The 22,457-nt window shown below is 34.9% G+C and carries 24 protein-coding genes and 1 pseudogene; 17 read left to right on the plus strand and 8 right to left on the minus strand.

Annotation, left to right across the window (positions count from 1 at the left end):
• The first annotated feature begins 1 nt into the window (after position 1).
• Positions 2-1,993: an ABC transporter permease gene (locus tag HMPREF3237_RS04525; protein WP_070888990.1), complete on the plus strand. Its 1,992-nt coding sequence runs from the start codon at positions 2-4 to the stop codon at positions 1,991-1,993.
• A 38-nt stretch (positions 1,994-2,031) separates the two neighbouring features.
• Here the strand turns inward: HMPREF3237_RS04525 and HMPREF3237_RS04530 are convergent, their stop codons facing one another.
• Positions 2,032-2,727, minus strand: a complete 696-nt coding sequence (locus tag HMPREF3237_RS04530) for a VIT1/CCC1 transporter family protein (protein ID WP_070888991.1) — start codon at positions 2,725-2,727, stop codon at positions 2,032-2,034.
• Positions 2,728-2,929: 202 nt separating this feature from the next.
• Here HMPREF3237_RS04530 and HMPREF3237_RS09085 point away from each other — a divergent pair.
• Both HMPREF3237_RS09085 and radC read left to right on the plus strand, forming a co-directional pair.
• Positions 2,930-3,117: pseudogene (locus HMPREF3237_RS09085) on the plus strand (PLP-dependent transferase); the annotation flags it as partial.
• A gap of 63 nt (positions 3,118-3,180) precedes the next feature.
• Positions 3,181-3,861 (plus strand): RadC family protein, encoded by a 681-nt coding sequence (gene radC / locus HMPREF3237_RS04535; RefSeq protein ID WP_070888992.1) that lies wholly within the window; start codon positions 3,181-3,183, stop codon positions 3,859-3,861.
• Positions 3,862-3,898: 37 nt separating this feature from the next.
• On the opposite strand, the gene HMPREF3237_RS04540 is transcribed toward radC, so the two are convergent.
• From HMPREF3237_RS04540 to HMPREF3237_RS04570, 7 genes are all read right to left on the minus strand, one after another.
• Positions 3,899-4,588 carry a gamma-glutamyl-gamma-aminobutyrate hydrolase family protein gene (locus tag HMPREF3237_RS04540; protein ID WP_070888993.1) on the minus strand — a complete coding sequence of 230 codons (690 nt, stop codon included), beginning with the start codon at positions 4,586-4,588 and terminating at the stop codon, positions 3,899-3,901.
• 15 nt (positions 4,589-4,603) lie between these two features.
• Positions 4,604-5,245, minus strand: coding sequence for a redox-sensing transcriptional repressor Rex (locus HMPREF3237_RS04545; protein WP_070888994.1), 642 nt, complete (start codon positions 5,243-5,245; stop codon positions 4,604-4,606).
• Positions 5,246-5,331: 86 nt separating this feature from the next.
• A complete protein-coding gene (locus HMPREF3237_RS04550) occupies positions 5,332-5,541 on the minus strand; it encodes a DUF4649 family protein (RefSeq protein WP_070888995.1) in 210 nt (69 codons plus the stop codon).
• Between the two features lie 9 nt (positions 5,542-5,550).
• Positions 5,551-5,898, minus strand: coding sequence for a DUF1831 domain-containing protein (locus HMPREF3237_RS04555; protein WP_006145543.1), 348 nt, complete (start codon positions 5,896-5,898; stop codon positions 5,551-5,553).
• Positions 5,899-5,902: 4 nt separating this feature from the next.
• Positions 5,903-7,018 (minus strand): cysteine desulfurase family protein, encoded by a 1,116-nt coding sequence (locus tag HMPREF3237_RS04560; protein WP_070888996.1) that lies wholly within the window; start codon positions 7,016-7,018, stop codon positions 5,903-5,905.
• 15 nt (positions 7,019-7,033) lie between these two features.
• Positions 7,034-7,984, minus strand: a complete 951-nt coding sequence (locus HMPREF3237_RS04565; RefSeq protein WP_070888997.1) for a ribose-phosphate diphosphokinase — start codon at positions 7,982-7,984, stop codon at positions 7,034-7,036.
• A gap of 122 nt (positions 7,985-8,106) precedes the next feature.
• The gene (locus tag HMPREF3237_RS04570; RefSeq protein WP_070888998.1) at positions 8,107-8,676 is read right to left on the minus strand and encodes a CYTH domain-containing protein; all 570 of its coding nucleotides are present in this window, start codon (positions 8,674-8,676) and stop codon (positions 8,107-8,109) included.
• A gap of 131 nt (positions 8,677-8,807) precedes the next feature.
• Between HMPREF3237_RS04570 and HMPREF3237_RS04575 the strand changes: the two genes are divergently transcribed.
• The 14 genes from HMPREF3237_RS04575 (at position 8,808) to HMPREF3237_RS04635 (ending at position 22,406) form a co-directional block, all read left to right on the plus strand.
• Positions 8,808-9,479 carry a GTP diphosphokinase gene (locus HMPREF3237_RS04575; RefSeq protein WP_070888999.1) on the plus strand — a complete coding sequence of 224 codons (672 nt, stop codon included), beginning with the start codon at positions 8,808-8,810 and terminating at the stop codon, positions 9,477-9,479.
• Entirely contained in the window at positions 9,463-10,281 is an 819-nt protein-coding gene (locus HMPREF3237_RS04580) for an NAD kinase (RefSeq protein ID WP_070889000.1), read from the plus strand. Before HMPREF3237_RS04575 ends, HMPREF3237_RS04580 begins: the two co-directional genes overlap by 17 nt.
• The gene (locus HMPREF3237_RS04585; RefSeq protein ID WP_070889001.1) at positions 10,278-11,177 is read left to right on the plus strand and encodes an RluA family pseudouridine synthase; all 900 of its coding nucleotides are present in this window, start codon (positions 10,278-10,280) and stop codon (positions 11,175-11,177) included. Before HMPREF3237_RS04580 ends, HMPREF3237_RS04585 begins: the two co-directional genes overlap by 4 nt.
• A gap of 15 nt (positions 11,178-11,192) precedes the next feature.
• Positions 11,193-12,167, plus strand: coding sequence for a phosphate acetyltransferase (pta, locus tag HMPREF3237_RS04590; RefSeq protein ID WP_070889002.1), 975 nt, complete (start codon positions 11,193-11,195; stop codon positions 12,165-12,167).
• 148 nt (positions 12,168-12,315) lie between these two features.
• A complete protein-coding gene (gene ylqF / locus HMPREF3237_RS04595) occupies positions 12,316-13,167 on the plus strand; it encodes a ribosome biogenesis GTPase YlqF (protein WP_070889003.1) in 852 nt (283 codons plus the stop codon).
• Complete coding sequence (locus HMPREF3237_RS04600) at positions 13,154-13,942, plus strand: ribonuclease HII (protein WP_070889065.1); 789 nt, start codon at positions 13,154-13,156, stop codon at positions 13,940-13,942. The genes ylqF and HMPREF3237_RS04600 overlap by 14 nt, the downstream gene beginning before the upstream one ends.
• On the plus strand, positions 13,939-15,492 hold the full coding sequence (locus HMPREF3237_RS04605) for a ClC family H(+)/Cl(-) exchange transporter (protein ID WP_070889004.1): 1,554 nt from the start codon (positions 13,939-13,941) through the stop codon (positions 15,490-15,492). Before HMPREF3237_RS04600 ends, HMPREF3237_RS04605 begins: the two co-directional genes overlap by 4 nt.
• Before the next feature lie 123 nt (positions 15,493-15,615).
• Positions 15,616-16,359, plus strand: coding sequence for a CPBP family intramembrane glutamic endopeptidase (locus HMPREF3237_RS04610; protein ID WP_006145558.1), 744 nt, complete (start codon positions 15,616-15,618; stop codon positions 16,357-16,359).
• Between the two features lie 659 nt (positions 16,360-17,018).
• A complete protein-coding gene (locus tag HMPREF3237_RS04615) occupies positions 17,019-18,026 on the plus strand; it encodes a DUF5677 domain-containing protein (RefSeq protein WP_000763879.1) in 1,008 nt (335 codons plus the stop codon).
• 526 nt (positions 18,027-18,552) lie between these two features.
• Positions 18,553-19,239 (plus strand): DUF3800 domain-containing protein, encoded by a 687-nt coding sequence (locus tag HMPREF3237_RS04620; RefSeq protein ID WP_000933618.1) that lies wholly within the window; start codon positions 18,553-18,555, stop codon positions 19,237-19,239.
• On the plus strand, positions 19,229-19,750 hold the full coding sequence (locus tag HMPREF3237_RS04625; protein WP_000097857.1) for a hypothetical protein: 522 nt from the start codon (positions 19,229-19,231) through the stop codon (positions 19,748-19,750). The genes HMPREF3237_RS04620 and HMPREF3237_RS04625 overlap by 11 nt, the downstream gene beginning before the upstream one ends.
• Positions 19,751-19,955: 205 nt before the next feature.
• Positions 19,956-20,096 carry a hypothetical protein gene (locus tag HMPREF3237_RS08995; RefSeq protein ID WP_006151551.1) on the plus strand — a complete coding sequence of 47 codons (141 nt, stop codon included), beginning with the start codon at positions 19,956-19,958 and terminating at the stop codon, positions 20,094-20,096.
• 661 nt (positions 20,097-20,757) lie between these two features.
• The gene (locus tag HMPREF3237_RS04630) at positions 20,758-21,387 is read left to right on the plus strand and encodes a TetR/AcrR family transcriptional regulator (RefSeq protein ID WP_000113543.1); all 630 of its coding nucleotides are present in this window, start codon (positions 20,758-20,760) and stop codon (positions 21,385-21,387) included.
• 278 nt (positions 21,388-21,665) lie between these two features.
• The gene (locus tag HMPREF3237_RS04635) at positions 21,666-22,406 is read left to right on the plus strand and encodes an ABC transporter permease (RefSeq protein WP_006596093.1); all 741 of its coding nucleotides are present in this window, start codon (positions 21,666-21,668) and stop codon (positions 22,404-22,406) included.
• Positions 22,407-22,457 lie beyond the last annotated feature (51 nt).

Raw genomic sequence — 22,457 nt, forward strand, 5'->3', positions numbered from 1 at the left:
TATGTTTCGATTAACCAATAAGTTGGCTATCTCCAACTTAATCAAAAACCGCAAACTCTATTATCCTTTTGCTCTGTCTGTCATTTTGGCAGTCACTATTAGCTATCTCTTTTATTCCCTAGCCTTTAATCCTAAAATTGTGGATTTGCGTGGTGCGTCTGCCATTCAATTTACCTTACAACTAGGGCTTGTCGTTGTGACACTTGCATCTGCCATTATTGTGCTTTATGCCAACAGTTTTGTCATGAAAAACCGTTCCAAAGAACTGGGTGTATATGGCATGTTGGGCTTAGAAAAACGCCATTTGATTGGTATGACCTTTAAGGAACTCTTGATATTTGGTTTAGTAACAGTCACTGCTGGTATTGGGATTGGTGCCCTCTTTGACAATCTCATCTTTGCATTATTGCTTAAACTTGCAAAGATGAAGGTAGAGCTAGCCGCAACCTTCCAATGGTCCGTAGTTCTTTCAATCCTTATTGTATTTGGTCTTATCTTTTTAGTCCTTGTGTCCCTAAATGCCCTACATATCATCCGTATGGATGCACTCCAACTCTCTCGTGAGAAAACAAAAGGTGAAAACAAGGGGCGTTTCCTAGTTCTTCAAACACTTGTAGGGCTAATTGCACTAGGTAGTGGCTACTATCTAGCACAAAGCGTAAAAGACCCAATTTCAGCAAGCCTTACTTTCTTTATTGCCGTCATGTTGGTAATAGTTGCGACCTATCTTTTATTCAATGCGGGTATTACAGTTTTCTTACAGTTACTCAAGAAAAACAAAAGATATTACTATAAACCCAATAACCTCATCTCTGTATCTAACCTCATCTTTCGTATGAAGAAAAATGCTGTAGGTTTAGCAACCATTGCCATCCTTTCAACCATGGTTTTAGTTACTATGTCTGCAGCAACCAGCATCTACAACGGTTCTGAAAACATGAAAAAACTCATGTATCCTCACGATTTTGATGTTAAGGGAAAAAATGTAGAAGTTGAGGATTTAGACAAGCTTTTGACTCAATATGCCAGCGAAAAGAACTTAACGATTAGCAACAAAGACGTTCTTAGCTATGCTAGTTTTGGTCTTTCGAGTCAAGATGGGACCAAATTAACCATCTTTGAAAAAGGGCAAAATAGTGTTATGCCCAAGACTGTCTTCCTAGTTTTTGACCAAAAAGACTATGAAAAAATGACTGGACAAAAGCTTCATTTAACGGATAACGAAGTAGGTCTTTGGGTTAAAAATGACCAACTAAAAGGTCAGAAAGCATTTAGTCTTAACAAACAAGAGTACCGTATCAAGGAAGAAATCCAACAAGATTTTATCATCAATCATGTTTCAAACCAGTATGCTCTCTTGATTTCGGATTATAACTACCTTGTTGTTCCAAATTTACAGAGTTTTTTGGACAAATACCAGGATTCTGCTGTCTATACTCAGTTCTACGGTGGTATGGATGTAACCGCCAGTCAAGAGGAGCAGATAAAACTAGCTGACGATTTTAATCGGTATGTGATCAACTTTAGTCATAATCTCAAGAGCGAAGACGGTATGGTATACGGTGGAGATACTGCAAGTGATGCAATTAGCCAAGCGAACGCTCTCTTTGGCGGAGTCCTCTTTATCGGTATTTTCCTCTCTATCATCTTTATGATAGGTACTGTACTGGTTATCTACTATAAACAAATCTCAGAAGGTTATGAAGACCGTGAACGCTTTGTTATCCTGCAAAAAGTTGGCTTAGACCAAAAACAAATCAAGCAAACCATTAACAAGCAAGTCTTGACTGTCTTCTTCCTCCCTGTAATCTTCGCCTTTCTACATTTGACCTTTGCTTATCACATGTTAAGTTTGATTCTCAAGGTTATTGGGGTTATCGATACAGCCATGATGTTAACCGTAACACTTTCTATCTGTGGCGTCTTTGCTTTAGTCTATGTACTAATCTTTATAATTACTTCAAGAAGTTATCGCAAGATTATCCAGCTATAATAAAAAATACCTCGATTTTTTCGAGGTATTTTTATGTTTTAAATGCTAAACAATTGTCCAAATAGATAAGTAACACCCATGGTCAAAAGGCCGATGCAAAGGTTACGAATCATAGCTGTTTTGGTTGGTGCTTTTCCAAGTTTGGCACTTGTATATCCAGTGACTAGAAGTGAAATTGCTACAATGATAACAGTAGCAGGGATTCGATAGTCACTTGGAAAGATGGTTATCGAAAGCACAGGAGGCAGGCTACCAAGTACAAAAGCGACGAAGCTAGATGCTACAGCATGCCAAGGATTGGTAAACTCTTCATACTCGATTCCGTATTTTTCCTCAACTAAAGCTTTTAGTGGATCTTTCAAAAAAGCTTTGTTAACTAATAATTGAGCTGAAGTTTCACATTCACCATTTTGTAGATAAGCAGCATAGAGAGATTTCTTTGCAGCCTCGATATCCTTATCCAAAAGTAATTGCTCACGAGCTACAGCGGCTTCTTCAGTGTCTTTTTGAGTAGATACTGAAACATATTCACCTCCAGCCATAGAAAAGGCGCCAGCAAGAATAGCAGCCAATCCCGAGAGGAAGATAATCAAGATATTATTAGTAGCACTGGCAACTCCGATAACAACACCAGCTATAGAAATAATTCCATCATTAGCTCCGAGCACACCAGCACGTAAAATATTTAAACGACCAGCGAAGTTTGAATCAATTTCATGTGTAATTTCTGACATTCTACTCTCCTTTATCATTCAATAACTCTATTATAAAGGAGTAAAAAGTCGAAAACAATTATTTTGAACTATCTTAGAAAAGTTGCACAATTCTAATTATCAAATTAATAAAAAGCTCCATAACCATTTCTTATGTCAAGATGTAACAAATTTATATTTGAAACCCAGTTCATTTGGCAATACAAGGAACATAAATGAATCTTCTCAAACTACCAATATTGCAGATATAAAATCATTGGTAGTCCGTTCAGCTACAACGATCCATGCAAAGTTTTTAATTTAGATTTAGAAGCAGCAGGAGTAACTAAAAATCAAATCCGTCTTTCAATCGGTCTTGAAAATGTCGACGATTTGATTGAAGATTTGCGTCTTGCACTTGAAAAAATCTAAAAATAACTAGTTTTTATCGAATTAAGGATCCTTCTCACGAATAATTAAGTGAGGAGGATTTTTATGTATAGTATTTCATTTCAAGAAGATTCGCTTTTACCAAGAGAAAGACTTGTTAGGGAAGGAGTAGAGGCTCTCAGCAATCAAGAATTACTAGCTATTTTGCTAAGAACAGGAACAAAACAGGCTAATGTCTTTGAAATAGCACAGAAGATTTTAAATAAGCTAACTTGCCTAACAGATTTAAAAAAAATGAGCCTACAGGAATTGCAGACTTTATCAGGTATTGGACGTGTTAAGGCGATTGAACTACAAGCTGTGATAGAGCTGGGCTATCGCATACATAAACGCGAAACAGTGGAAATGGAGAGTATCCTTAGTAGTCGAAAGTTAGCTAAAAAGATGCAAGATGAACTTGGAGATAAAAAACAAGAGCACCTAGTGGCGCTCTATCTGAATACTCAAAATCAAATTATTCATCAGCAGACTATTTTTATTGGGTCAGCTACTAGAAGCATTGCTGAACCGAGAGAAATTCTCCACTATGCCCTAAAGCACATGGCAACATCTGTGATTCTGGTTCATAATCATCCATCAGGTGCAGTAGTTCCTAGCCCCAATGATGACCATGTTACGAAACTTGTAAAAGAAGCCTGTGAGTTAATGGGTCTGGTCTTATTGGACCATCTAATCGTCTCACATTCCGATTATTTTAGTTATCGTGAAAAGACGGATCTAATATAAAATTGTTCATTGTAATAGTATCATTATTCTAACTGCTTTACAGTTCATTGACGACATAGTCGAAAAGTTTTTTGTCTTTGGGGCGATTTTCAAAGAGAAATTCTGGATGCCATTGAACACCGAGATAAGGAAAACCATCTGTAGTTGTAACAGCCTCAATAATACCGTCTTTAGGATCATGTGCTACAATCTTTAGATTAGGTGCCAAATCTTTAATGCTCTGATGGTGAAAAGAATTGATATGAGAGATTTCTCCATAGATTTCTCGAAGAATGGTATCTGGTTCAGTAACAAGTCTCTGAGTTGTATATTCAGCAGAAGTGTCTTGCCAATGGTCTTCGATATCTTGATAAAGGGTTCCACCCATAGCAACGTTAAAGAGTTGAGTACCTCGACAGACAGAAAAAATTGGTTTATTCTGTTCAATGGCTTCTTTGATAAGTGCTAGCTCAAAAATATCCCTTTGAAGGTGGTAGTCGTCGCTATCAATAGTTTTTGATTTGCCATAGTACTTTGGATCAACATTTTGACCACCTGTTAGGATAAGTTTATCAATCAAGCTGATGTAATAACTAGCTAATTCTTCATCACCAATCGGTAGGATAATGGGGATACCTCCAGCTTCCTTAACTCCTTCAACAAAGCCTTTGGCAGCATAACTCATCATAAGCTCATCATCTGGATGGGCTTTTTCGTTTCCTGTAATCCCAATAATTGGTTTGTTCATAAATATTTACACTTTCTAATCTTCTTTCCTCATGAAATAGAGGAGAGTTTGAAGTTCGCTTGTAAGATCGACATACTGAACAACCGCGTCTTTAGGAAGATGTAGGTGAACAGGTGAAAAACTGAGAATACCTTTGATACCAGCATTAACTAATAATTCAGCAACTTCTTGAGATTTAACACTAGGAACGGTAAGAATTGCTGTCTTGATATTAGCATTCTTTATTTTTTCGTTTATTTGAGATATTCCATAGATTGGAACACCATCAGGAGTCTGAGTGCCAACCTCTGGATGATTATCTAGGTCAAAAGCCATAACAATTTTCATCTTGTTACGTTCATGAAATCGATAGTGAAGGAGAGCATGACCCATATTACCGATACCAACTAGCATAACATTTGTAATAGAATTATCATTTAAAAGGTCAGCAAAAAAGTTCATGAGCTTTTTAACATCGTAGCCAAATCCTCGTCGACCAAGTTCACCAAAGTAGGAGAAGTCACGACGAACAGTTGCAGAATCGATACCAATCGCCTCTGCAATTTGCTTGGAATTAGCTCTTTCGATTTTTTCAGCATTAAATCTTTTAAAGATACGATAGTAGAGAGAAAGTCTCTTCGCTGTTGCTTTAGGAATAGTAGACTCTTTTTCTTTCATATTATCACAACCTTTCTATTTACTATTTTATAGAAAGATTGTGAAAAAATCAACAATAACGAAAAAAAACTAAGAAAAATCTTAGTTTAGATATTATTTTGATACTTTGTTAAAAAACGGTATAGGTCACCAAGAAGTCCTTGATAGATTTCAGCCCCATTATGCGTTAGAGATGTTATAACAGTTGTATCTGGAAGAGTCACACAGCCTGAAAGGGATAGCATAAGGGATTCAAGATTTTCAAATTCATGTACTCGCTCTACATGATAAGCGTCCTTGTAAGTTAATCGAAACATAATGACCTTCTATCTTTCACTTTTGGTAAATATTCCACGTTCAACAAGACTATCCATCAAGAAGTAGAATTTCTCTTGGTGGATATGAGTTTCTTCTGATTTGAAGATATCAACTAAACGTAGGCCAAATTTATCTGTAATATTTATTTTAGCGCCTGTTAGGTCTTTGTTGATAATAATTTTCAGTTGGAAACCTTCTCCACTATTTGGAACTTTCTCAAGAAGACGTGTCAATTCATAGTTACCGACTTTAGTTTCAAAAAAGGTATTATCTTTTAGAGTAAACTTTTTCACAGTTGGGCTAAGTGTATAATCGTAACGGCAATTTTTTAGTTTAATGGTTTGTTCGAATGCCATTGAGTTATCCTCCGATGATATTTTTAAGAATTTTAGCAAGAGTTATCATTTCTTGCTCTGTGTTTTGAGGTGAGATACTGACGCGAACGGATTCGTGCAAGCGAGGAGAGTTTTCTCCGTAGAGTGCCTGAAGGACATGACTGACCTGAACGACACCAGCAGTACATGCAGAACCAGTTGAAATAGAAATACCTTCAAGGTCTAGGCGGAGTAGTAGTAGATCATTTCGTTGACCTGGAAATCCGATATTGAGGACATAAGGGAGTTGGTCTTTCCCTTGATTGAGATAATAGTCAATCTCAGCAATTTCATTTAAGAATGTGTCTTTTAATTGTTGAACTTTTTCAAAGTTAGTTTTTAAATGTTCGATATCATTCTTAAGTGCTGCAACCATACCTATAATTGCAGGAAGGTTTTCTGTTCCTGCTCTTTTTTTCTGCTCTTGATCTCCACCATGAAGATAGGAATCAAAATCTGTAGAAGTAGCGTAGAGAAAGCCGATACCTTTTGGACCGTGAAATTTATGAGCCGAAGCACTGAGAAAATCAATCCCTAATTCTTCTGGATGAATTTCTAATTTACCAATTGCCTGAACCGCATCTACATGATAAACAGCTGGATGATTTTTTAGAACTTCACCAATTTCAGCAATAGGTAATAGAGTTCCTGTTTCATTGTTTGCAAACATAGTTGAAACTAAGATGGTATCTTGACGAAGCGCTTTTTTGACCTGTTCTGCTGTGATTTCATGATTCTCAGGTTTTAAAATAGTTACTTCAAACCCGAAGTTTTCAACAAGATATTGGATTGGTTCAAGTACAGCATGATGCTCAATAGCAGTAGTAATAATGTGTTTGCCACGATTTTGGTGACGAAGACAATAACCGATGATAGCAGTATTATTACTTTCTGTCCCACCGGAGGTGAAGAAGATCCGTTGTGGCTTTGTTCCTAATATATTTGCCAACTCTTGACGTGCTTCACGTAATAATTTACCTGCTTGGCGTCCATGACCATGGATACTAGAAGGGTTCCCATATGTTTCTTGCATGACTTGAGTCATCGCTGAGATAGCTGCAGATGACATGGGTGTCGTAGCAGCATTATCCAAATAAATCAAAAACTCACCTAATTTCTATTTAAATTTAAATAGGGGACTAACTGGTTTTCTTTCATGAATACGAACCATGGCATCACCAATCAAGTCGCTTGCAGTAATGTATTGTACGTTTTTAGGTTTTTTGCTTTCTGTCACAACAGAATCTGTAACCAAGATTTCTTTGATGCTAGTTGCATCCAGTAACTCTGCAGCACCGTCAACGAAAAGTCCGTGACTTGAGACCGCATAGATTTCAGTTGCTCCATCTCGTTCAACGATTTTAGCTGCTTCAGAGAATGTACGGCCAGTATTAAGAATATCATCGATTAAGATTGCTTTCTTACCTTCAACTTCACCGATGATGTAACCTTGGCTGCGTTCGGAATCGTCTTGAGCATAGTCAATGATTGCAATCGGTGCATCGAGGTATTCAGCAAGGCTACGAGCCCGTTTTACACCTGAGTTTTTAGGACTTACGACAACAACATCTGAACCTGTCAACCCTTTATCACAGTAATGTTTTGCAAAAAGTGGAATTGTATAGAGGTTGTCAACTGGAATATCAAAGAATCCTTGAACCTGAACAGCGTGAAGGTCTAGAGTCAATACACGGCTAACTCCAGCTTTTACCAACATATTTGCAACTAACTTAGCTGTTAGAGGTTCACGAGAAGAAGCGATACGGTCTTGACGTGCATATCCAAAGTATGGAAGTACAACATTAATGGTATTTGCACTAGCACGGACGCAGGCATCTACCATAATTAAAAGTTCCATTAAATGGTTATTCACTGGGAAGCTCGTTGATTGGATGATATAAACATCATATCCACGAACGCTTTCTTCGATATTGACTTGGATTTCACCATCTGAAAATTGACGGGATGATAGTTTTCCAAGTGGAACACCGGAAGCATCTGCAATTTTTTGAGCTATTTCATGATTGGATGAAAGTGAAAAAAGCTTCATATTTTTTGTATCTGACATCGATAAACCGTCCTCTATAAACTAAGTAAATCAGCGAAAAAAACAATTTCAAAGGAAGTGTTTTCTTTCACAGATTTTATCATATTTTGTCTACTCTATTTTATCAAAAAAAGGAGATAATTTCAGTATTTTTTCATATTTTTGATAAATCGTACTAATTTAGAAGGTGCTTTCTTAAATTGGATTCCATTTTCCTTTAAAAACTCTTGAAAATCACGACTTCCTTGCTCTCCATCTTCAACTTCCAATTCTAACTCATAATCAATAACATCAAAGTAGCTACTTTGATCGAGAGCCATGAGTCCTATGGCTGTTTCTTTCTCATAACGTAAAGTTGTTAAACAACCCAGAACAATCCAACCACTTGTTGAAACACCTCGATTTGATAACTCATCAAGAATCATTCCTTGAGGAAGTTTACATTCTTCAAGACAAGCATTGGCTTCGTCAAGAGTGAGGGCTTGATTGTATTCCATATTACCAACTTCTTGAGGGATTTTTATGGTTAATTCTGCACTTGTAGCAAAAGTACGAATACGCATGGCGATTTTATGTTGATGAAGGTAAAAATCAGGCGTATCTAGGTAGTAATTTCTTTGTGTGACGGGCTTAACTTCTGAAAAGTGATCTTTCAATTTTTGATATTCTACCTCGGTCAGAAGTGTTTTCATTTCAATTTCTAAATGTTTCATTTTTATAACCTTTTCTTTATATTTGAAAGCGATTTATGGTATAATAAGTATTGTATTTATTGTATAAGATTTTCAATGGAAAATCAAAAATTAGATCAATTAAAGTGTAGAGAGTTGGACCTTATAGTTATATGATTACAGAATGGGAAGAATTTTTAGATCCTTACATTCAGGCTGTCGGAGAGCTGAAGATAAAACTCCGAGGTATTCGAAAACAATACCGCAAACAAAATAAACATTCTCCAATCGAGTTTGTCACAGGTCGTGTTAAACCGATTGAAAGTATTAAAGAAAAAATGGCGCGTCGTGGGATTGGCTATGATACGTTGGAACAAGATTTGCAAGATATTGCAGGTTTACGTGTGATGGTTCAATTTGTAGAGGATGTACATGAAGTGGTTTCTATCCTTCGTAAAAGACAGGATATGCGAGTTGTTCAAGAACGTGATTATATCACTCACCGTAAGGCCTCTGGTTATCGCTCTTATCATTTGATTATAGAGTACACGGTTGATACGATTAATGGCGCAAAAACAATTCTTGTTGAAATTCAGATTCGTACCTTGGCTATGAATTTTTGGGCTACGATTGAACATTCACTCAACTATAAATACCAAGGAGATTTCCCGAAGGAAATCAAAGAAAGGCTAGAAATTACGGCGAGAATTTCTCATCAACTGGATGAAGAAATGAGTAAAATACGTGCGGATATCCAAGAAGCACAAGCGCTCTTTGATCCTTTGTATAGAAAGTTAAATGACGGGGTAGGAAACAGTGACGATACCGATGAAGAATACAGGTAAACGAATTGACCTAATTGCCAACCGTAAACCTCAGAGTCAAAAAGTTCTTTTCGAATTAAAAGAACGATTAAAAAAGAATAATTTTATCCTCAATGATAAAAATCCAGATATTGTCATCTCTATTGGTGGAGATGGCATGTTGTTGTCTGCCTTTCACAAGTACGAAAACCAACTAGATAAGGTCAGGTTTATTGGAGTTCACACAGGTCACTTAGGTTTTTATACGGACTATCGAGATTTTGAATTGGACCAATTGGTCACAAATTTACAGTTAGATAATGGAGCTCGTGTTTCTTATCCGCTCTTAAATGTCAAAGTCTTTCTCGAAAATGGTGAGATCAAGTCTTTTAGAGCCCTAAATGAAGCTAGTATTCGTCGGTCTGATCGCACTATGGTTGCAGATGTTATTATTAACAATGTTCCCTTTGAACGTTTTCGTGGAGACGGTCTTACAGTTTCAACACCAACAGGAAGTACAGCTTATAATAAATCGCTAGGTGGAGCAGTCCTACATCCTACGATAGAAGCTTTGCAATTGGCTGAAATTGCTAGTCTAAATAATCGAATTTACCGAACACTTGGTTCATCAATTATTGTACCTAAAAAAGACAAGATAGAATTGATACCAACTCGAAATGACTATCACACAATCTCGGTCGACAATAGTATCTATTCTTTCCGAAATATTGAGAAAATAGAGTATCAGATTGACCACCACAAGATTCATTTTGTAGCTACACCAAGCCACACCAGTTTTTGGAATCGTGTTAAAGATGCCTTTATTGGCGAGGTGGACGAATGAGGTTTCAGTTTATTGCTGACGAACATGTCAAGGTAAAAACCTTTCTGAAAAAACATGAAGTTTCCAAAGGTTTACTTGCTAAGATTAAGTTTAGAGGCGGTGATATTCGAGTCAATGGACGTCCGCAGAATACAACCTATCTCCTAGATATTGGTGATGAAGTTGTCATCGATATTCCGCCAGAGGAAGGATTTGAGACACTTGAATCAATTGATTATCCTCTAGACATTTTATTTGAAGATGATCATTTCTTGATTATCAACAAACCCTTTGGTGTTGCATCAATTCCCAGTGTCAATCATTCTAATACGATTGCCAACTTTATAAAGGGTTACTATGTCAAACAAAACTATGAGAATCAACAAGTCCACATCGTGACGAGACTTGATAGAGATACATCGGGCTTGATGCTTTTTGCTAAACACGGCTATGCGCATGCCAGATTAGATAAACAGTTGCAAAAAAAGGCTATTGAAAAGCATTATTACGCCCTAGTCAAGGGAGATGGTCATCTGGAACCTCAGGGAGAAATCATTGCACCCATAGCCCGTGATGAAGACTCTATCATCACTAGGCGGGTAGCAAAGGGAGGTAAATATGCCCATACGTCCTATCAAATCGTGGCATCTTATGGGAATATTCACTTAGTTGATATTCGTCTCCACACCGGAAGAACCCACCAGATTCGGGTTCATTTCTCGCATATTGGTTTTCCGTTACTTGGAGATGATCTTTATGGGGGAAGCTTAGAACATGGCATCGAACGCCAGGCTCTACATTGCCATTACTTATCGTTCTATCATCCTTTCTTAGAAGAGCAGTTGGAGCTAGAATGCCCACTGCCGGATGATTTCGACACACTTATTACACAGTTATCAAATAATAATTTATCTTAAAAGGAGTCAAAACTCATGGAAGTTTTTGAAAGTTTGAAAGCCAACCTAGTTGGTAAAAACGCACGCATCGTTCTACCTGAAGGTGAAGAACCACGTATCCTGCAAGCAACAAAGCGTTTGGTAAAAGAAACAGAAGTTATTCCTGTCCTCCTAGGAAACCCTGACAAGATTAGAATTTATCTTGAAATTGAAGGTGTTACGGATGGTTACGAAGTTATCAATCCAGAACATTTTCCACAATTCGAAGAAATGGTAGCTTCTCTTGTGGAACGTCGTAAAGGAAAAATGACAGAAGAAGAAGCGAGAGAAGTACTCATCAACGATGTTAACTACTTTGGTGTGATGTTAGTTTATATGGGCTTGGTTGATGGTATGGTTTCAGGAGCTATTCACTCAACAGCTTCGACCGTTCGTCCAGCTCTTCAAATTATCAAGACTCGTCCAAATGTTAGCCGTACATCAGGTGCCTTTCTTATGGTTCGTGGCACTGAACGTTACTTGTTTGGTGACTGCGCTATCAACATCAACCCAGATGCTGACGCCTTAGCTGAAATTGCGATTAACTCAGCTATCACAGCTAAAATGTTTGGTATTGAACCTAAGATTGCTATGCTTAGCTATTCAACTAAGGGTTCAGGTTTTGGAGAAAGTGTTGATAAGGTTGTTGAAGCAACTAAAATCGCTCATGAATTGCGTCCAGACCTTGAAATTGATGGTGAATTGCAATTTGATGCTGCCTTTGTTCCAGAAACTGCCGCTCTTAAAGCTCCAGGAAGTAATGTAGCTGGACAAGCTAATGTCTTCATCTTCCCTGGTATCGAAGCTGGTAACATTGGTTACAAGATGGCAGAACGTCTTGGTGGATTTGCTGCTGTTGGACCTGTTCTACAAGGACTTAACAAACCGGTAAATGACCTTTCTCGCGGATGTAACTCTGACGATGTTTACAAATTAACTCTTATCACAGCAGCACAAGCTGTTCATCAATAAGAATGGTATCCCTCTTTTCCTCTCGGTAAAGGGGGATTTCCCTTTTTAAAAGACACAAATCATCTGCAAAAACAGCTAAAATATGGTAAAATAGTCAGTAATCATCTATGTTTTATAGAATAAGTTTGTATGAAGAAAAGGAAATAGAATGGCAACTATTCAATGGTTTCCTGGCCACATGTCCAAGGCACGACGTCAGGTTCAGGAAAATTTAAAATTTGTTGATTTTGTGACAGTTTTAGTGGATGCACGTTTGCCCTTGTCCAGCCAAAATCCAATGCTGACTAAAATCATCGGAGATAAACCAAGACTATTGATTCTAAACAAGGCAGATCTTGCTGATCCGACTGCAACAAAAGAATGGCGTCAGCATTTTGAATCACAAGGCATTCAAACACTGGCAATCAACTCTAAAGAGCAAATTACAGTTAAAGTCGTGACAGACGCTGCCAAAAAACTCATGGCAGATAAGATTACTCGTCAAAAGGAACGAGGCATTCAAATTGAAACCCTGCGTACCATGATTATTGGGATTCCAAACGCTGGAAAATCAACACTGATGAACCGTTTGGCTGGTAAGAAGATTGCTGTAGTTGGTAACAAGCCTGGTGTGACAAAAGGTCAACAATGGCTCAAAACAAATAAAGATTTGGAAATCTTGGATACTCCAGGGATTCTTTGGCCAAAATTCGAAGATGAAACGGTTGCTCTTAAACTTGCCCTTACTGGAGCCATCAAAGATCAGTTGCTTCCAATGGATGAAGTGACGATTTTCGGTCTCAATTACTTTAAAACACATTATCCTGATAAGCTTCAAGAGCGTTTTAAACAAATGAATCTGGACGATGAGGCTCCTGAAATTATCATGGATATGACTCGTATCCTTGGTTTCCGTGATGATTACGATCGTTTTTACAACCTTTTCGTCAAGGAAGTTCGTGATGGAAAACTGGGCAACTATACATTAGATACATTGGATGACCTCAATGGCAACGATTAAAGAAATCAAAGAAGCATTAGCAAAGATAAGAGAACTTGAAAGTCCCTTATTTAAGGAATTTGAAAAAGATTCTCGTTCAGGTGTCCAAAAGGAAATTGAAAAGCGTAAAAAGGCCATCCAAGCAGAAATGGATGAAAATCTGCGCTTAGAAGGTATGTTATCTTATGAAAAAGAGCTTTACGCACAAGGCTTTAACCTAATTGCAGGTGTCGATGAAGTTGGTCGTGGCCCTTTGGCTGGACCTGTCGTTGCTGCAGCAGTTATTCTGCCGAAAAATTGTAAAATCAAAGGTCTAAACGATAGCAAACAAATACCCAAGAAAAAGCATAGAGAAGTTTTTCAAGCTGTTAAAGACAATGCCCTAGCAATCGGTATCGGGATTATGGATAATCATATCATTGACCAAATTAATATCTATGAAGCGACTAAATTAGCCATGAAAGAGGCTATTTCTCAACTTGAACCTCAACCAGAGCATCTTTTGATAGATGCTATGAAATTGGATTTGCCGATTTCTCAGACATCCATCATCAAAGGAGATGCCAACTCCCTATCCATTGCTGCGGCTTCTATAGTTGCTAAGGTTACCAGAGATGATCTTATGGTTGCCTACGGACAGCAATTTCCAGGTTATGATTTTGAACACAATGCTGGCTACGGTACTGCAAAACACCTAGAAGGAATAAAACAATACGGTATAACATCCATTCATAGACGAAGTTTTGAACCAATCAAATCATTCATCTCAGAAGAAGGGAAAAGTGACTTGTTATGAAGATTAAATCAGAAATACTACGCCCTAAAAAAGAATTTGAATTTGCTTCTAGTTCAATATTGTCACAAGTCGTACGTGGAATATTAGTAGGGCTTGTGGTAGGAGCTATAGTTGGTTCGTTTCGCTTTTCAATTGAAAAAGGATTTCATGTTATTCAAGGACTATACCAAGATAAGCAACATCTTTTGCAGAATATTGGCATGATTGTTATCCTGTATGTTTTTATTATTTGGCTAGGAGCAAAACTGACACGTTCAGAAAAAAATATAAAAGGTTCCGGGATCCCTCAAGTAGAGGCTGAATTAAAAGGACTTATGTCTCTTAACTGGTGGAGTATCCTCTGGAAAAAATACATCCTTGGGATTTTAGCAATTGGTGGAGGACTCATGCTCGGACGTGAAGGTCCCAGTATCCAACTAGGCGCCATGGGAGGAAAAGGGATTGCAAAATGGCTAAAATCAAGTCCCTTAGAAGAGCGCTCTCTCATTGCAAGTGGTGCAGCTGCTGGACTAGCTGCTGCATTCAACGCCCCTATAGCCGCATTATTGTTTGTTGTTGAGGAAGTCTATCATCATTTTTCAAGAGTCTTTTGGGTATCTGCTTTAGCAGCCAGTATCGTTGCTAACTTTATCTCCCTCTTGATTTTTGGATTAACGCCTGTATTGGATATGCCTGACAATATCCCTCTGATGACTCTTGATCAATACTGGATTTATCTGGTGATGGGTATTTTCCTTGGATTATCTGGTTTTCTCTACGAAAAAGCAGTTTTGAATATTCCACTTGTTTATGATTGGATCGGTGAAAAAATCCACTTAGACCGAGCCTATTATCCCATTATAGCTTTTCTCTTGATTATTCCGGTTGGGGTTTATTTTCCAAATGTTCTCGGAGGAGGCAATCAACTAGTCCTTTCTTTAACGAGTCAAGATTATCCGTTTAAAATATTATTACTATACTTCATCATCCGATTTGCTTGGAGTATGATTAGTTATGGCAGCGGACTTCCTGGAGGAATTTTCCTACCTATCCTTGCTTTAGGTTCTCTATTAGGAGCTCTTGTTGGAGTAATCTGCGTGAACTTTGATCTTATTAGCCCTGAACAATTTCCTATTTTCGTGATTTTAGGTATGAGTGGTTATTTTGGTGCAATATCAAAGGCTCCACTGACAGCTATGATTCTTGTTACTGAGATGGTAGGAGACATTCGTAACCTCATGCCGCTCGGTCTTGTGACACTTGTAGCTTATATTGTCATGGATTTGCTTAAAGGCGCTCCAGTATACGAAGCTATGCTTGAAAGATTGCTACCAGAAGAAGTAGCTGCAGATCAAGGAGAAGTAACCTTAATCGAAATTCCAGTTTCAGAAAAAATTTCAGGAAAACAAGTCCATGAATTAAACCTCCCACACAATACCTTAATTACAACGCAAGTACATAACGGTAAAACGCAAACAGTTAACGGAACGAGCAAATTATACGTAGGAGATACGATTCACCTTGTCATCCCAAAAAATGAAATTGGAAAAGTTAAAGATTTGCTACTATAAAAACATAATTTAAGTTATGTAATTTTTAAGAACAAAAAGATTAGAGAATGTATTTGTTACATAATTTAATTTATGTTAAGTATTTATTTTTTAGGATATTTAAAATAATTAAAGGGAGATGATATGAGTAGAAATAAAGCTCTTGCAGTTTATTTACTGGGGACTTTTAGCCAATTATTATTAGTTTGTTTAGTTGTATTTTTCTGCAATTATTATGCTGTTCATTCTGATCTAATAAATGTTTTCGGAGTAATGATAGGTGGTATTTCTACAGCCTTATGGGGAAGTATTGTTGCTATTTGGTATTATGAGATTGACTTAAAGAAGATAATAAAAGATTTTTTTAACATTCAGACCAGTTACAAACATTATTTATTAGCATTTTTTCTTATTATTCTTGATTTCTCTTTTCTATTTTTTGGGGGGAAAATCGTACAATTTATCTGGTATCTTCCTATTCTGATGTTTTTTAAATTTATTATATTTGGAGGTTTGGAAGAAATTGGTTGGAGATACGTATTTCAGCCAATTTTACAAGAAAAGTTTCACTATTTTCAAGCGACAATTTTAACATTTATCATGTGGTCAATTTGGCATTTATTGTTCTTTTATATAGATGGTTCTCTAGCCAACCTTCAAATAGTACCTTTTTTATTTGGATTACTAACAAATTCCTTTATTCTTTCAGCTCTTTATTTAAAAACAAAGAATCTCTGGATTTGTGTAATGACACATTCAATGATTAATATGTTTTCTCAATTGACTATTAGTGACGACCATTACGGAATGTATCTAATCAGAATTATTGTTATTGTTGCATCGTGTTATCTAGTAATGTCTAGCAAAGTAAAGTATAAAACATATTAAATAGTATTTAGAATAATTTTGAACATTTAATAGAGTGTTAAAAATCCAAATCACTTTGTTGATTTGGATTTTATTGATTTTAGAGAAAATTATAAGTTTATGTAAAAGTTATTTAAACATTGATAGAAAAAATAAAAGTTAATGTACATTTGAACGATTTTTAGTTTTCACTTAAATAAAGTACATAATTGAGTATAATTGGCTTAAAAATTTTTTGGTTTTTTTATCCATTCCTATAAAACTAAAAGTTTATGTACAATTGACTTAACTAGAGCTAAACCATTGATACAACTGAATTAGAAGCATAAAGTACATTCTTTAAAAAGTGTACTTTATTTTTATTTTGTACATTATTCTGGAGTGGTATTTTGTATGTTTTCTAGTTCATAACATCATCTGATTTAAGGGATTATTTTGTACATTTTTTACTCTAATAAGTGCAGAAGAAGTGGTGGTTCAATTGTACATTTTTTTAAAACTTATTTATGTTCCTACTTAACACAAGATATAGATTTTTATTTTGTTGATGGTATAATTAATGATAGATGATGCGCTATTTCTAAACGTAAAATACAAGATTTTCTAATTTATTTTCTTTTAGACTAGAAGATTATTGCAATAAATACTATGTATAAACTATTAAAAAGGTAGGAGCTATAATGGCCGATAAATTTGGACAGTTTTTTAAAGATACACTAAAAGAAATTCTCGTAGAACATGTAAAAGAATTAAAAAATCAATCTGAAATTGATAAATTTTATGAAAAATATGAAAAGGCTGATTTTTCAGGATTATATCTAGAAATGATTAATGACACTTCAAATCAAATGGTAAGAGATGCTAAGATGATAATGCATGAGAATACGTTACTGTTTAGAGGAGAGGAAACAGAAATAATTGCAAGAATAGAGCAAAAGTGGTCTAATGCGTTTGCTACATCTGAGACCATGTATATGATGGTTCTTGAATCTGTAAAAGATTATTCTGATTATGTAAATAAAATTGATAACAAGGAGAGAGAAAAATCTATTCATAAATACACAGCCTTAAAATACATACACGGAAGAGGTCTACAACAATTTTTAGAGATAATCACTTTAATGAAAAATGGATTTGCTGATGGTGCGTATTCTAGATGGCGTTCACTTTACGAATTAAATATTATTGCGTCGTTTATTTCAGAATATGGAGAGGAAGTTGCTGAAGCTTATATTTCATCACATAATACAGAAGATCGTTATGAATGGGCAAGAGCTTGTGGTGAATTTAGTCCTAAAAAGAGATATATAAGTTTTGACGATATCAGAAAAAAATCCAATTTCCCATCAGAATTATGGCAACAACCATATCGAATCTCTAATGAAGTCACACATGCATCATCACAAGGCACATTTAATCGATTAGGTCTAATGGACGGGGAAGAGAAAATAAGTGTAGGGCATACTGATTATGGACTAACAATACCTGGTGAACACTCTGCTATAACAATAGCGCAACTTACGGGGTTGCTTTTGATGGTATATCCATCTGGTGATTCTATAATAGCTGCAAAAATGCTAAATAAGTGGATTGATGTGGTAAGAGAGCAATATTTTAAAACACATGACTATATTTTTCCTGATGAACCCAAATTATGGAATAATGAAAAAAATTTAAGTCTAAGATAGATATTTGATAGAATAAAAAAGTACAAAAAATTAAAATTATTTTTATTAAAGACTCAGCAAAACACAATATATTGTTTTTTTTATTTGTATACATAAAGTTTTCATTGAAAATTACTACATGTTAAAACTAAAAAATTTTGTACTTTTCCCGAGACAGTGGATAAACCCTTGATACAACTGAGTTTAAGGAGTAATGTAGACTATTTGAAAAATGTACTTTATTTTATTATGTAAAATTGAAAAAGCTAGAATAACGTTCATCGTGGTATCTATATTGTAGTCCATTAGGAGATTTTTTAATGTATATTTTAGAAGAAAGTTTGGTGAAGTTGATGAAGAGCAAAAGTACATTTTTAGGTATAGAAAAACAGACACCGAAGTAAGATGTCTGTTCTCCAATCTATTTTAGATTATTGTTCTTAAAAATACATACTAATTCTTGAAGAATAATCCTTTGTAAGTCTTAGTTTTACTGGGGGTTCGTGGTATAATAGAATTATTACTACAAAAATTAGGAGTTATTAAGATGCTCAACTTATATTGTGATGAGTCTTGTCATTTGGAAAATGATGGTGAGAGTGTAATGTTAATAGGAGGGATTTCTTGTCCAGACTATGTAAGGAATATTGTCTATAAGGAGATAAAAGAAATAAAAAGAAAACACGGTATTTCTTCACGTTCTGAAATAAAGTGGAGGAAAGTTTCAAATTCTAAAATTACCTTTTATGAAGATCTTGTAAATTATTTTTTTGATAATGAGCATCTTAATTTTAGAGTAGTTATAATAGACAAAAATAAATTAAACCATAAGAAATATAATCAAACCCACGATGATTTTTACTATAAGCAGTACTTTTATTTAGTAAGAAAATTTCTCTTTGAGGATGATGTTAACGTTTTTATAGATATAAAAGACACAAATAGTATTTTAAAAGTTAACAAGTTAAAGAATATTCTTGAAAACTGGAAGCAGTCACCCAAACATATCAAAAATATTCAACAAATTCGCTCTCATGAAAACTCAATAATGCAATTAGCTGACCTATTGATAGGGGCAGTAGCTTATAAAAATAGGAGCTTTGAAAGTAGTTTAGCTAGAATCAGGCTAAGTAATTTAATCTCTAATAGAGCTAAGCATGAGTTAACAACGAATACAAAGTATAACGCAATAAAATTCAATATTTTTAAAATGGAGTTAAGTGATGAGCAGTAACGTAACAGATTTTTGTCCTATCCTTCCTCCGAAGATAACACTTGATCAATTTAATGGTGACTATGCTCTTTATGATGATTTTTTATATGAGAATGTATTTTTAGAGCAATTGTTCAACTTCAAGATAACTTTTAGAGGGAAATTTGTCGAGTTAAAGTCGTATCCGTATTTTGAAGGTAAAGAAGATAGTTATTTTCATCTTACCTGTAAAAATTTTGATATAGATTCAGAAGAACGAGAACCTGATTTAAGAAGGAGCGAAAGATTATGTTGGTTAAGACCTGCAATAGAAACGGATCATAACAAGATTTGCAAACAAGATTGTTTCTTAATATATGAACGACCGTATAAAAAATCTAATAGAATATTTTTATTAGATCCAGTAGATCGCTATTTTATTGTACTTGAAGAAAGACCTAGTTACTATTTATTGATAACAGCATTTTACATACACTATGATAATGTACTTCGAAAGAAACTGAAAGAATACGATAAATATAAAACTAACTGAGAAAAACAGAAAACGTCCCTATGATTAGGGACGTAATCGCAATCTCCTTCAACAACTTGGTCGATGAGTTAACTATATTATACCAAAACTATAAAATATTGCAAGTATTTAATTAACAGACAGCAATAATTTCAGAGATATTCTCCCAAATGTCCAAATGGATATCTCTATTCCCGCATGAAATTTATTTACAAAGAGTAACATTATGGACTTACAAGAACTTTACGACAACCTATCAACTGAGTTAAACACTCTTGGTATTCGGTTAGATAAAAATATTTACCAAGGAATGCAAAAAGAATCGCTAAAAGGATTTCTTAGTGACTTTGAGAAGCCGGTGTATTAGGCACACCTTTGAAGTCAACTCAAGGATGTAGAATCTTTGGATAGCTATCAGAGATTGTTAGATGGGACTGATGACCGCCAATCTGATTATGTTAAGCAATCCATTCAGCGCTTTTACACGGAGTTTGTTGAATCAATCAGGGATGAATTATATTAAAGAACACTGATGACAAAAAGTCTGGCAAATTCCTTGTCAGACTTTAACTATATGATTTTAGTAAAGTATATTCTCACTAAAATTCAGGTTTAATAAATTTCCAGTTTTCACTTTGATAGGGTAGACTTTAGGATATTTTTGTTCCAAAAAAAAACTAAAAGTTTATGTACAATTGATTTAACTAGAGCTAAACCATTGATAAAACTGAATTAGAAGAATAAAGTGCACTCATTAAGTAGTGTACTTTATTTTTGTTTTGTACATTTTTTGTTGATGGCTTAATCAATACTACATCTCTATCAGGCAATTCAGACTCCATTTAGTCCTCTAAAACCCATGTTGAGTGTGTATCTTTGCTGGTAAAAGCTTAGAAACCTTGTAGCGAAGTAATAATGAAAAGCCTTTATTATAAAGGTTTTTCATATTCCAATAAAGAACTTGACATTATTAGTTACTTCCACTACAATAGAATTACATACCATTGGTATGATAGAAAGGGACTGGAATGGCAAGAAATAGAAACTCACATGAAACTAGACAAAAAATACTAGAGGTCTCTAAAAATTTATTTTTAGAAAAAGGATTTGATAATACGTCAATACAAGATATCATAGATGGGTTAGGTGGATTAACAAAAGGTGTTATCTATCATCATTTTGAGTCTAAATACGATATACTGCAAACAATCATTAGCGAAAATAATCAAGAAATTTTAAATTATAATTGGAGAGGAAATACTGGGTTAGAAAAGATACAAAATTCTTTGATGGACTCTTTCTCTAATTTTGAACACCAAAGGCTCGTTTACTCTGCCTCAATCATGCTTAGAAGTCCACGTTTGTTAGGAGAGCAGTATCTAGGTCTATTTTCTGATTTTTTACCCGAAATTAGAGAAAAAGTTTACGAAGGAGTTGAAGATGGGTCTATTAAAACAGAATATCCAGAAGAGCTAGCAGATTTAATTGTTTTAACTCTAAATATTTGGATTGGTTTTCAAATTTCCGTTTTTTCATTAGTAGAATTAAAGCGCAAAATGAATTTCATTAAACTTACTTTTGAAGGTCTAGGGGTACAGTTAATTTCTGATGAAATGATGGAGGTGATTTTCAACTTATTTGATCACTTAAAAAAATAGTAAATAAGTAGTCGCATGACATTCTTGTTAATACTAATTTCTATTTATGTATTATCAATTGAATAAACTATATTACATAATTTATAATTTAAAAATAACACACTTAAAGTGTGTTATTAAAAACCCACTATACATACCGTAGGTATGTTTATTTTTCAGTGTAGCCATACCGATAGTATGTATAGTGACATTGTCTGAAGAATAAGTTTATTTTTAAATATTTGTCGAGATTAGTCTGAATAGTTTATTCTTTATTTACGCTTTGGAGGAAAGAATCTATGTTGTCGCTTATTAAAATTGAATTAAATAAAGTTTCTAAATCTAAATTATTTTTAGCCTGGTTGTGTACTATATTTATAGTGTTAGGTATTACAGCAATCATTATTATGGGTTTAGGTACTGACAATAAACTAGGAGAATTCACTGGACAGGATTCTAATGTTATTAGAGTTACTGGTAAATGGGAAGGTTGGGCAATTGTAGCTTCATTGTTTTCATCTTTATTTACAAAAGCAGCATTTTTGATTTTCGAATCTTATTTATTGTCTATGATTATTATTGATGAATTTAAACGAAGAACAATTTTTCAGTTGTTTTCTTATCCTATTTCTAAAATAAAGTTACTATGGGGAAAAATTCTTTCAGTCATTCTAATAGCATTTATTGCACATTTTTCTGCACATTTAGTGATTCAATTATTCATTAGATTCATGGCTGTTGTAACTGAATCTAGTTATATCCCTATAGCTAGTCAATTAATTAACTTAGCTGGAATAACGTTTGCAACAGTACTAATAGGGTTACTACCATTTGTTTTAGGTGTGATTAAGCATTCAACAGCTATAACAATGCTTACAGGGCTTGGTTTAGCAGCATTACTTTCAAATGTAAGTCCAGGAAGTTTATCTAATAATATTGCTGATAACTTATTCTTCTTAATATTTGCTAGTTTCATAAGTTTAACGATTGTTTCATTTTCAATTTATACTATTTCAAGAAAAGATATTAATATCAAGTAGCATAGTTGAGTTTAAACGAAGTCAAGTTATAATTCCTTGATGATTTCTGTA

Origin of the sequence: Streptococcus sp. HMSC34B10 (assembly GCF_001839505.1) — a bacterium.
In the GTDB taxonomy this organism is placed as follows: domain Bacteria; phylum Bacillota; class Bacilli; order Lactobacillales; family Streptococcaceae; genus Streptococcus; species Streptococcus peroris.

Bases quoted from the DNA above. Each gene is read 5' to 3' on its own strand.
- HMPREF3237_RS04540 (WP_070888993.1), bottom strand. From the start codon at position 4,588: ATGAACAAACCAATTATTGGGATTACAGGAAACGAAAAAGCCCATCCA.
- HMPREF3237_RS04600 (WP_070889065.1), top strand. From the start codon at position 13,154: ATGGCAACGATTAAAGAAATCAAAGAAGCATTAGCAAAGATAAGAGAA.
- HMPREF3237_RS04585 (WP_070889001.1), top strand. From the start codon at position 10,278: ATGAGGTTTCAGTTTATTGCTGACGAACATGTCAAGGTAAAAACCTTT.
- HMPREF3237_RS04550 (WP_070888995.1), bottom strand. From the start codon at position 5,541: ATGTTTCGATTAACTTACAAGGACGCTTATCATGTAGAGCGAGTACAT.
- HMPREF3237_RS04605 (WP_070889004.1), top strand. From the start codon at position 13,939: ATGAAGATTAAATCAGAAATACTACGCCCTAAAAAAGAATTTGAATTT.
- HMPREF3237_RS04545 (WP_070888994.1), bottom strand. From the start codon at position 5,245: ATGAAAGAAAAAGAGTCTACTATTCCTAAAGCAACAGCGAAGAGACTT.
- HMPREF3237_RS04620 (WP_000933618.1), top strand. From the start codon at position 18,553: ATGCTCAACTTATATTGTGATGAGTCTTGTCATTTGGAAAATGATGGT.
- HMPREF3237_RS08995 (WP_006151551.1), top strand. From the start codon at position 19,956: ATGGACTTACAAGAACTTTACGACAACCTATCAACTGAGTTAAACACT.
- HMPREF3237_RS04570 (WP_070888998.1), bottom strand. From the start codon at position 8,676: ATGAAACATTTAGAAATTGAAATGAAAACACTTCTGACCGAGGTAGAA.
- HMPREF3237_RS04530 (WP_070888991.1), bottom strand. From the start codon at position 2,727: ATGTCAGAAATTACACATGAAATTGATTCAAACTTCGCTGGTCGTTTA.
- HMPREF3237_RS04525 (WP_070888990.1), top strand. From the start codon at position 2: ATGTTTCGATTAACCAATAAGTTGGCTATCTCCAACTTAATCAAAAAC.
- radC (WP_070888992.1), top strand. From the start codon at position 3,181: ATGTATAGTATTTCATTTCAAGAAGATTCGCTTTTACCAAGAGAAAGA.
- HMPREF3237_RS04615 (WP_000763879.1), top strand. From the start codon at position 17,019: ATGGCCGATAAATTTGGACAGTTTTTTAAAGATACACTAAAAGAAATT.
- HMPREF3237_RS04630 (WP_000113543.1), top strand. From the start codon at position 20,758: ATGGCAAGAAATAGAAACTCACATGAAACTAGACAAAAAATACTAGAG.
- HMPREF3237_RS04635 (WP_006596093.1), top strand. From the start codon at position 21,666: ATGTTGTCGCTTATTAAAATTGAATTAAATAAAGTTTCTAAATCTAAA.
- HMPREF3237_RS04555 (WP_006145543.1), bottom strand. From the start codon at position 5,898: ATGGCATTCGAACAAACCATTAAACTAAAAAATTGCCGTTACGATTAT.
- HMPREF3237_RS04610 (WP_006145558.1), top strand. From the start codon at position 15,616: ATGAGTAGAAATAAAGCTCTTGCAGTTTATTTACTGGGGACTTTTAGC.
- HMPREF3237_RS04575 (WP_070888999.1), top strand. From the start codon at position 8,808: ATGATTACAGAATGGGAAGAATTTTTAGATCCTTACATTCAGGCTGTC.
- HMPREF3237_RS04625 (WP_000097857.1), top strand. From the start codon at position 19,229: ATGAGCAGTAACGTAACAGATTTTTGTCCTATCCTTCCTCCGAAGATA.
- HMPREF3237_RS04565 (WP_070888997.1), bottom strand. From the start codon at position 7,984: ATGTCAGATACAAAAAATATGAAGCTTTTTTCACTTTCATCCAATCAT.
- ylqF (WP_070889003.1), top strand. From the start codon at position 12,316: ATGGCAACTATTCAATGGTTTCCTGGCCACATGTCCAAGGCACGACGT.
- HMPREF3237_RS04580 (WP_070889000.1), top strand. From the start codon at position 9,463: ATGAAGAATACAGGTAAACGAATTGACCTAATTGCCAACCGTAAACCT.
- pta (WP_070889002.1), top strand. From the start codon at position 11,193: ATGGAAGTTTTTGAAAGTTTGAAAGCCAACCTAGTTGGTAAAAACGCA.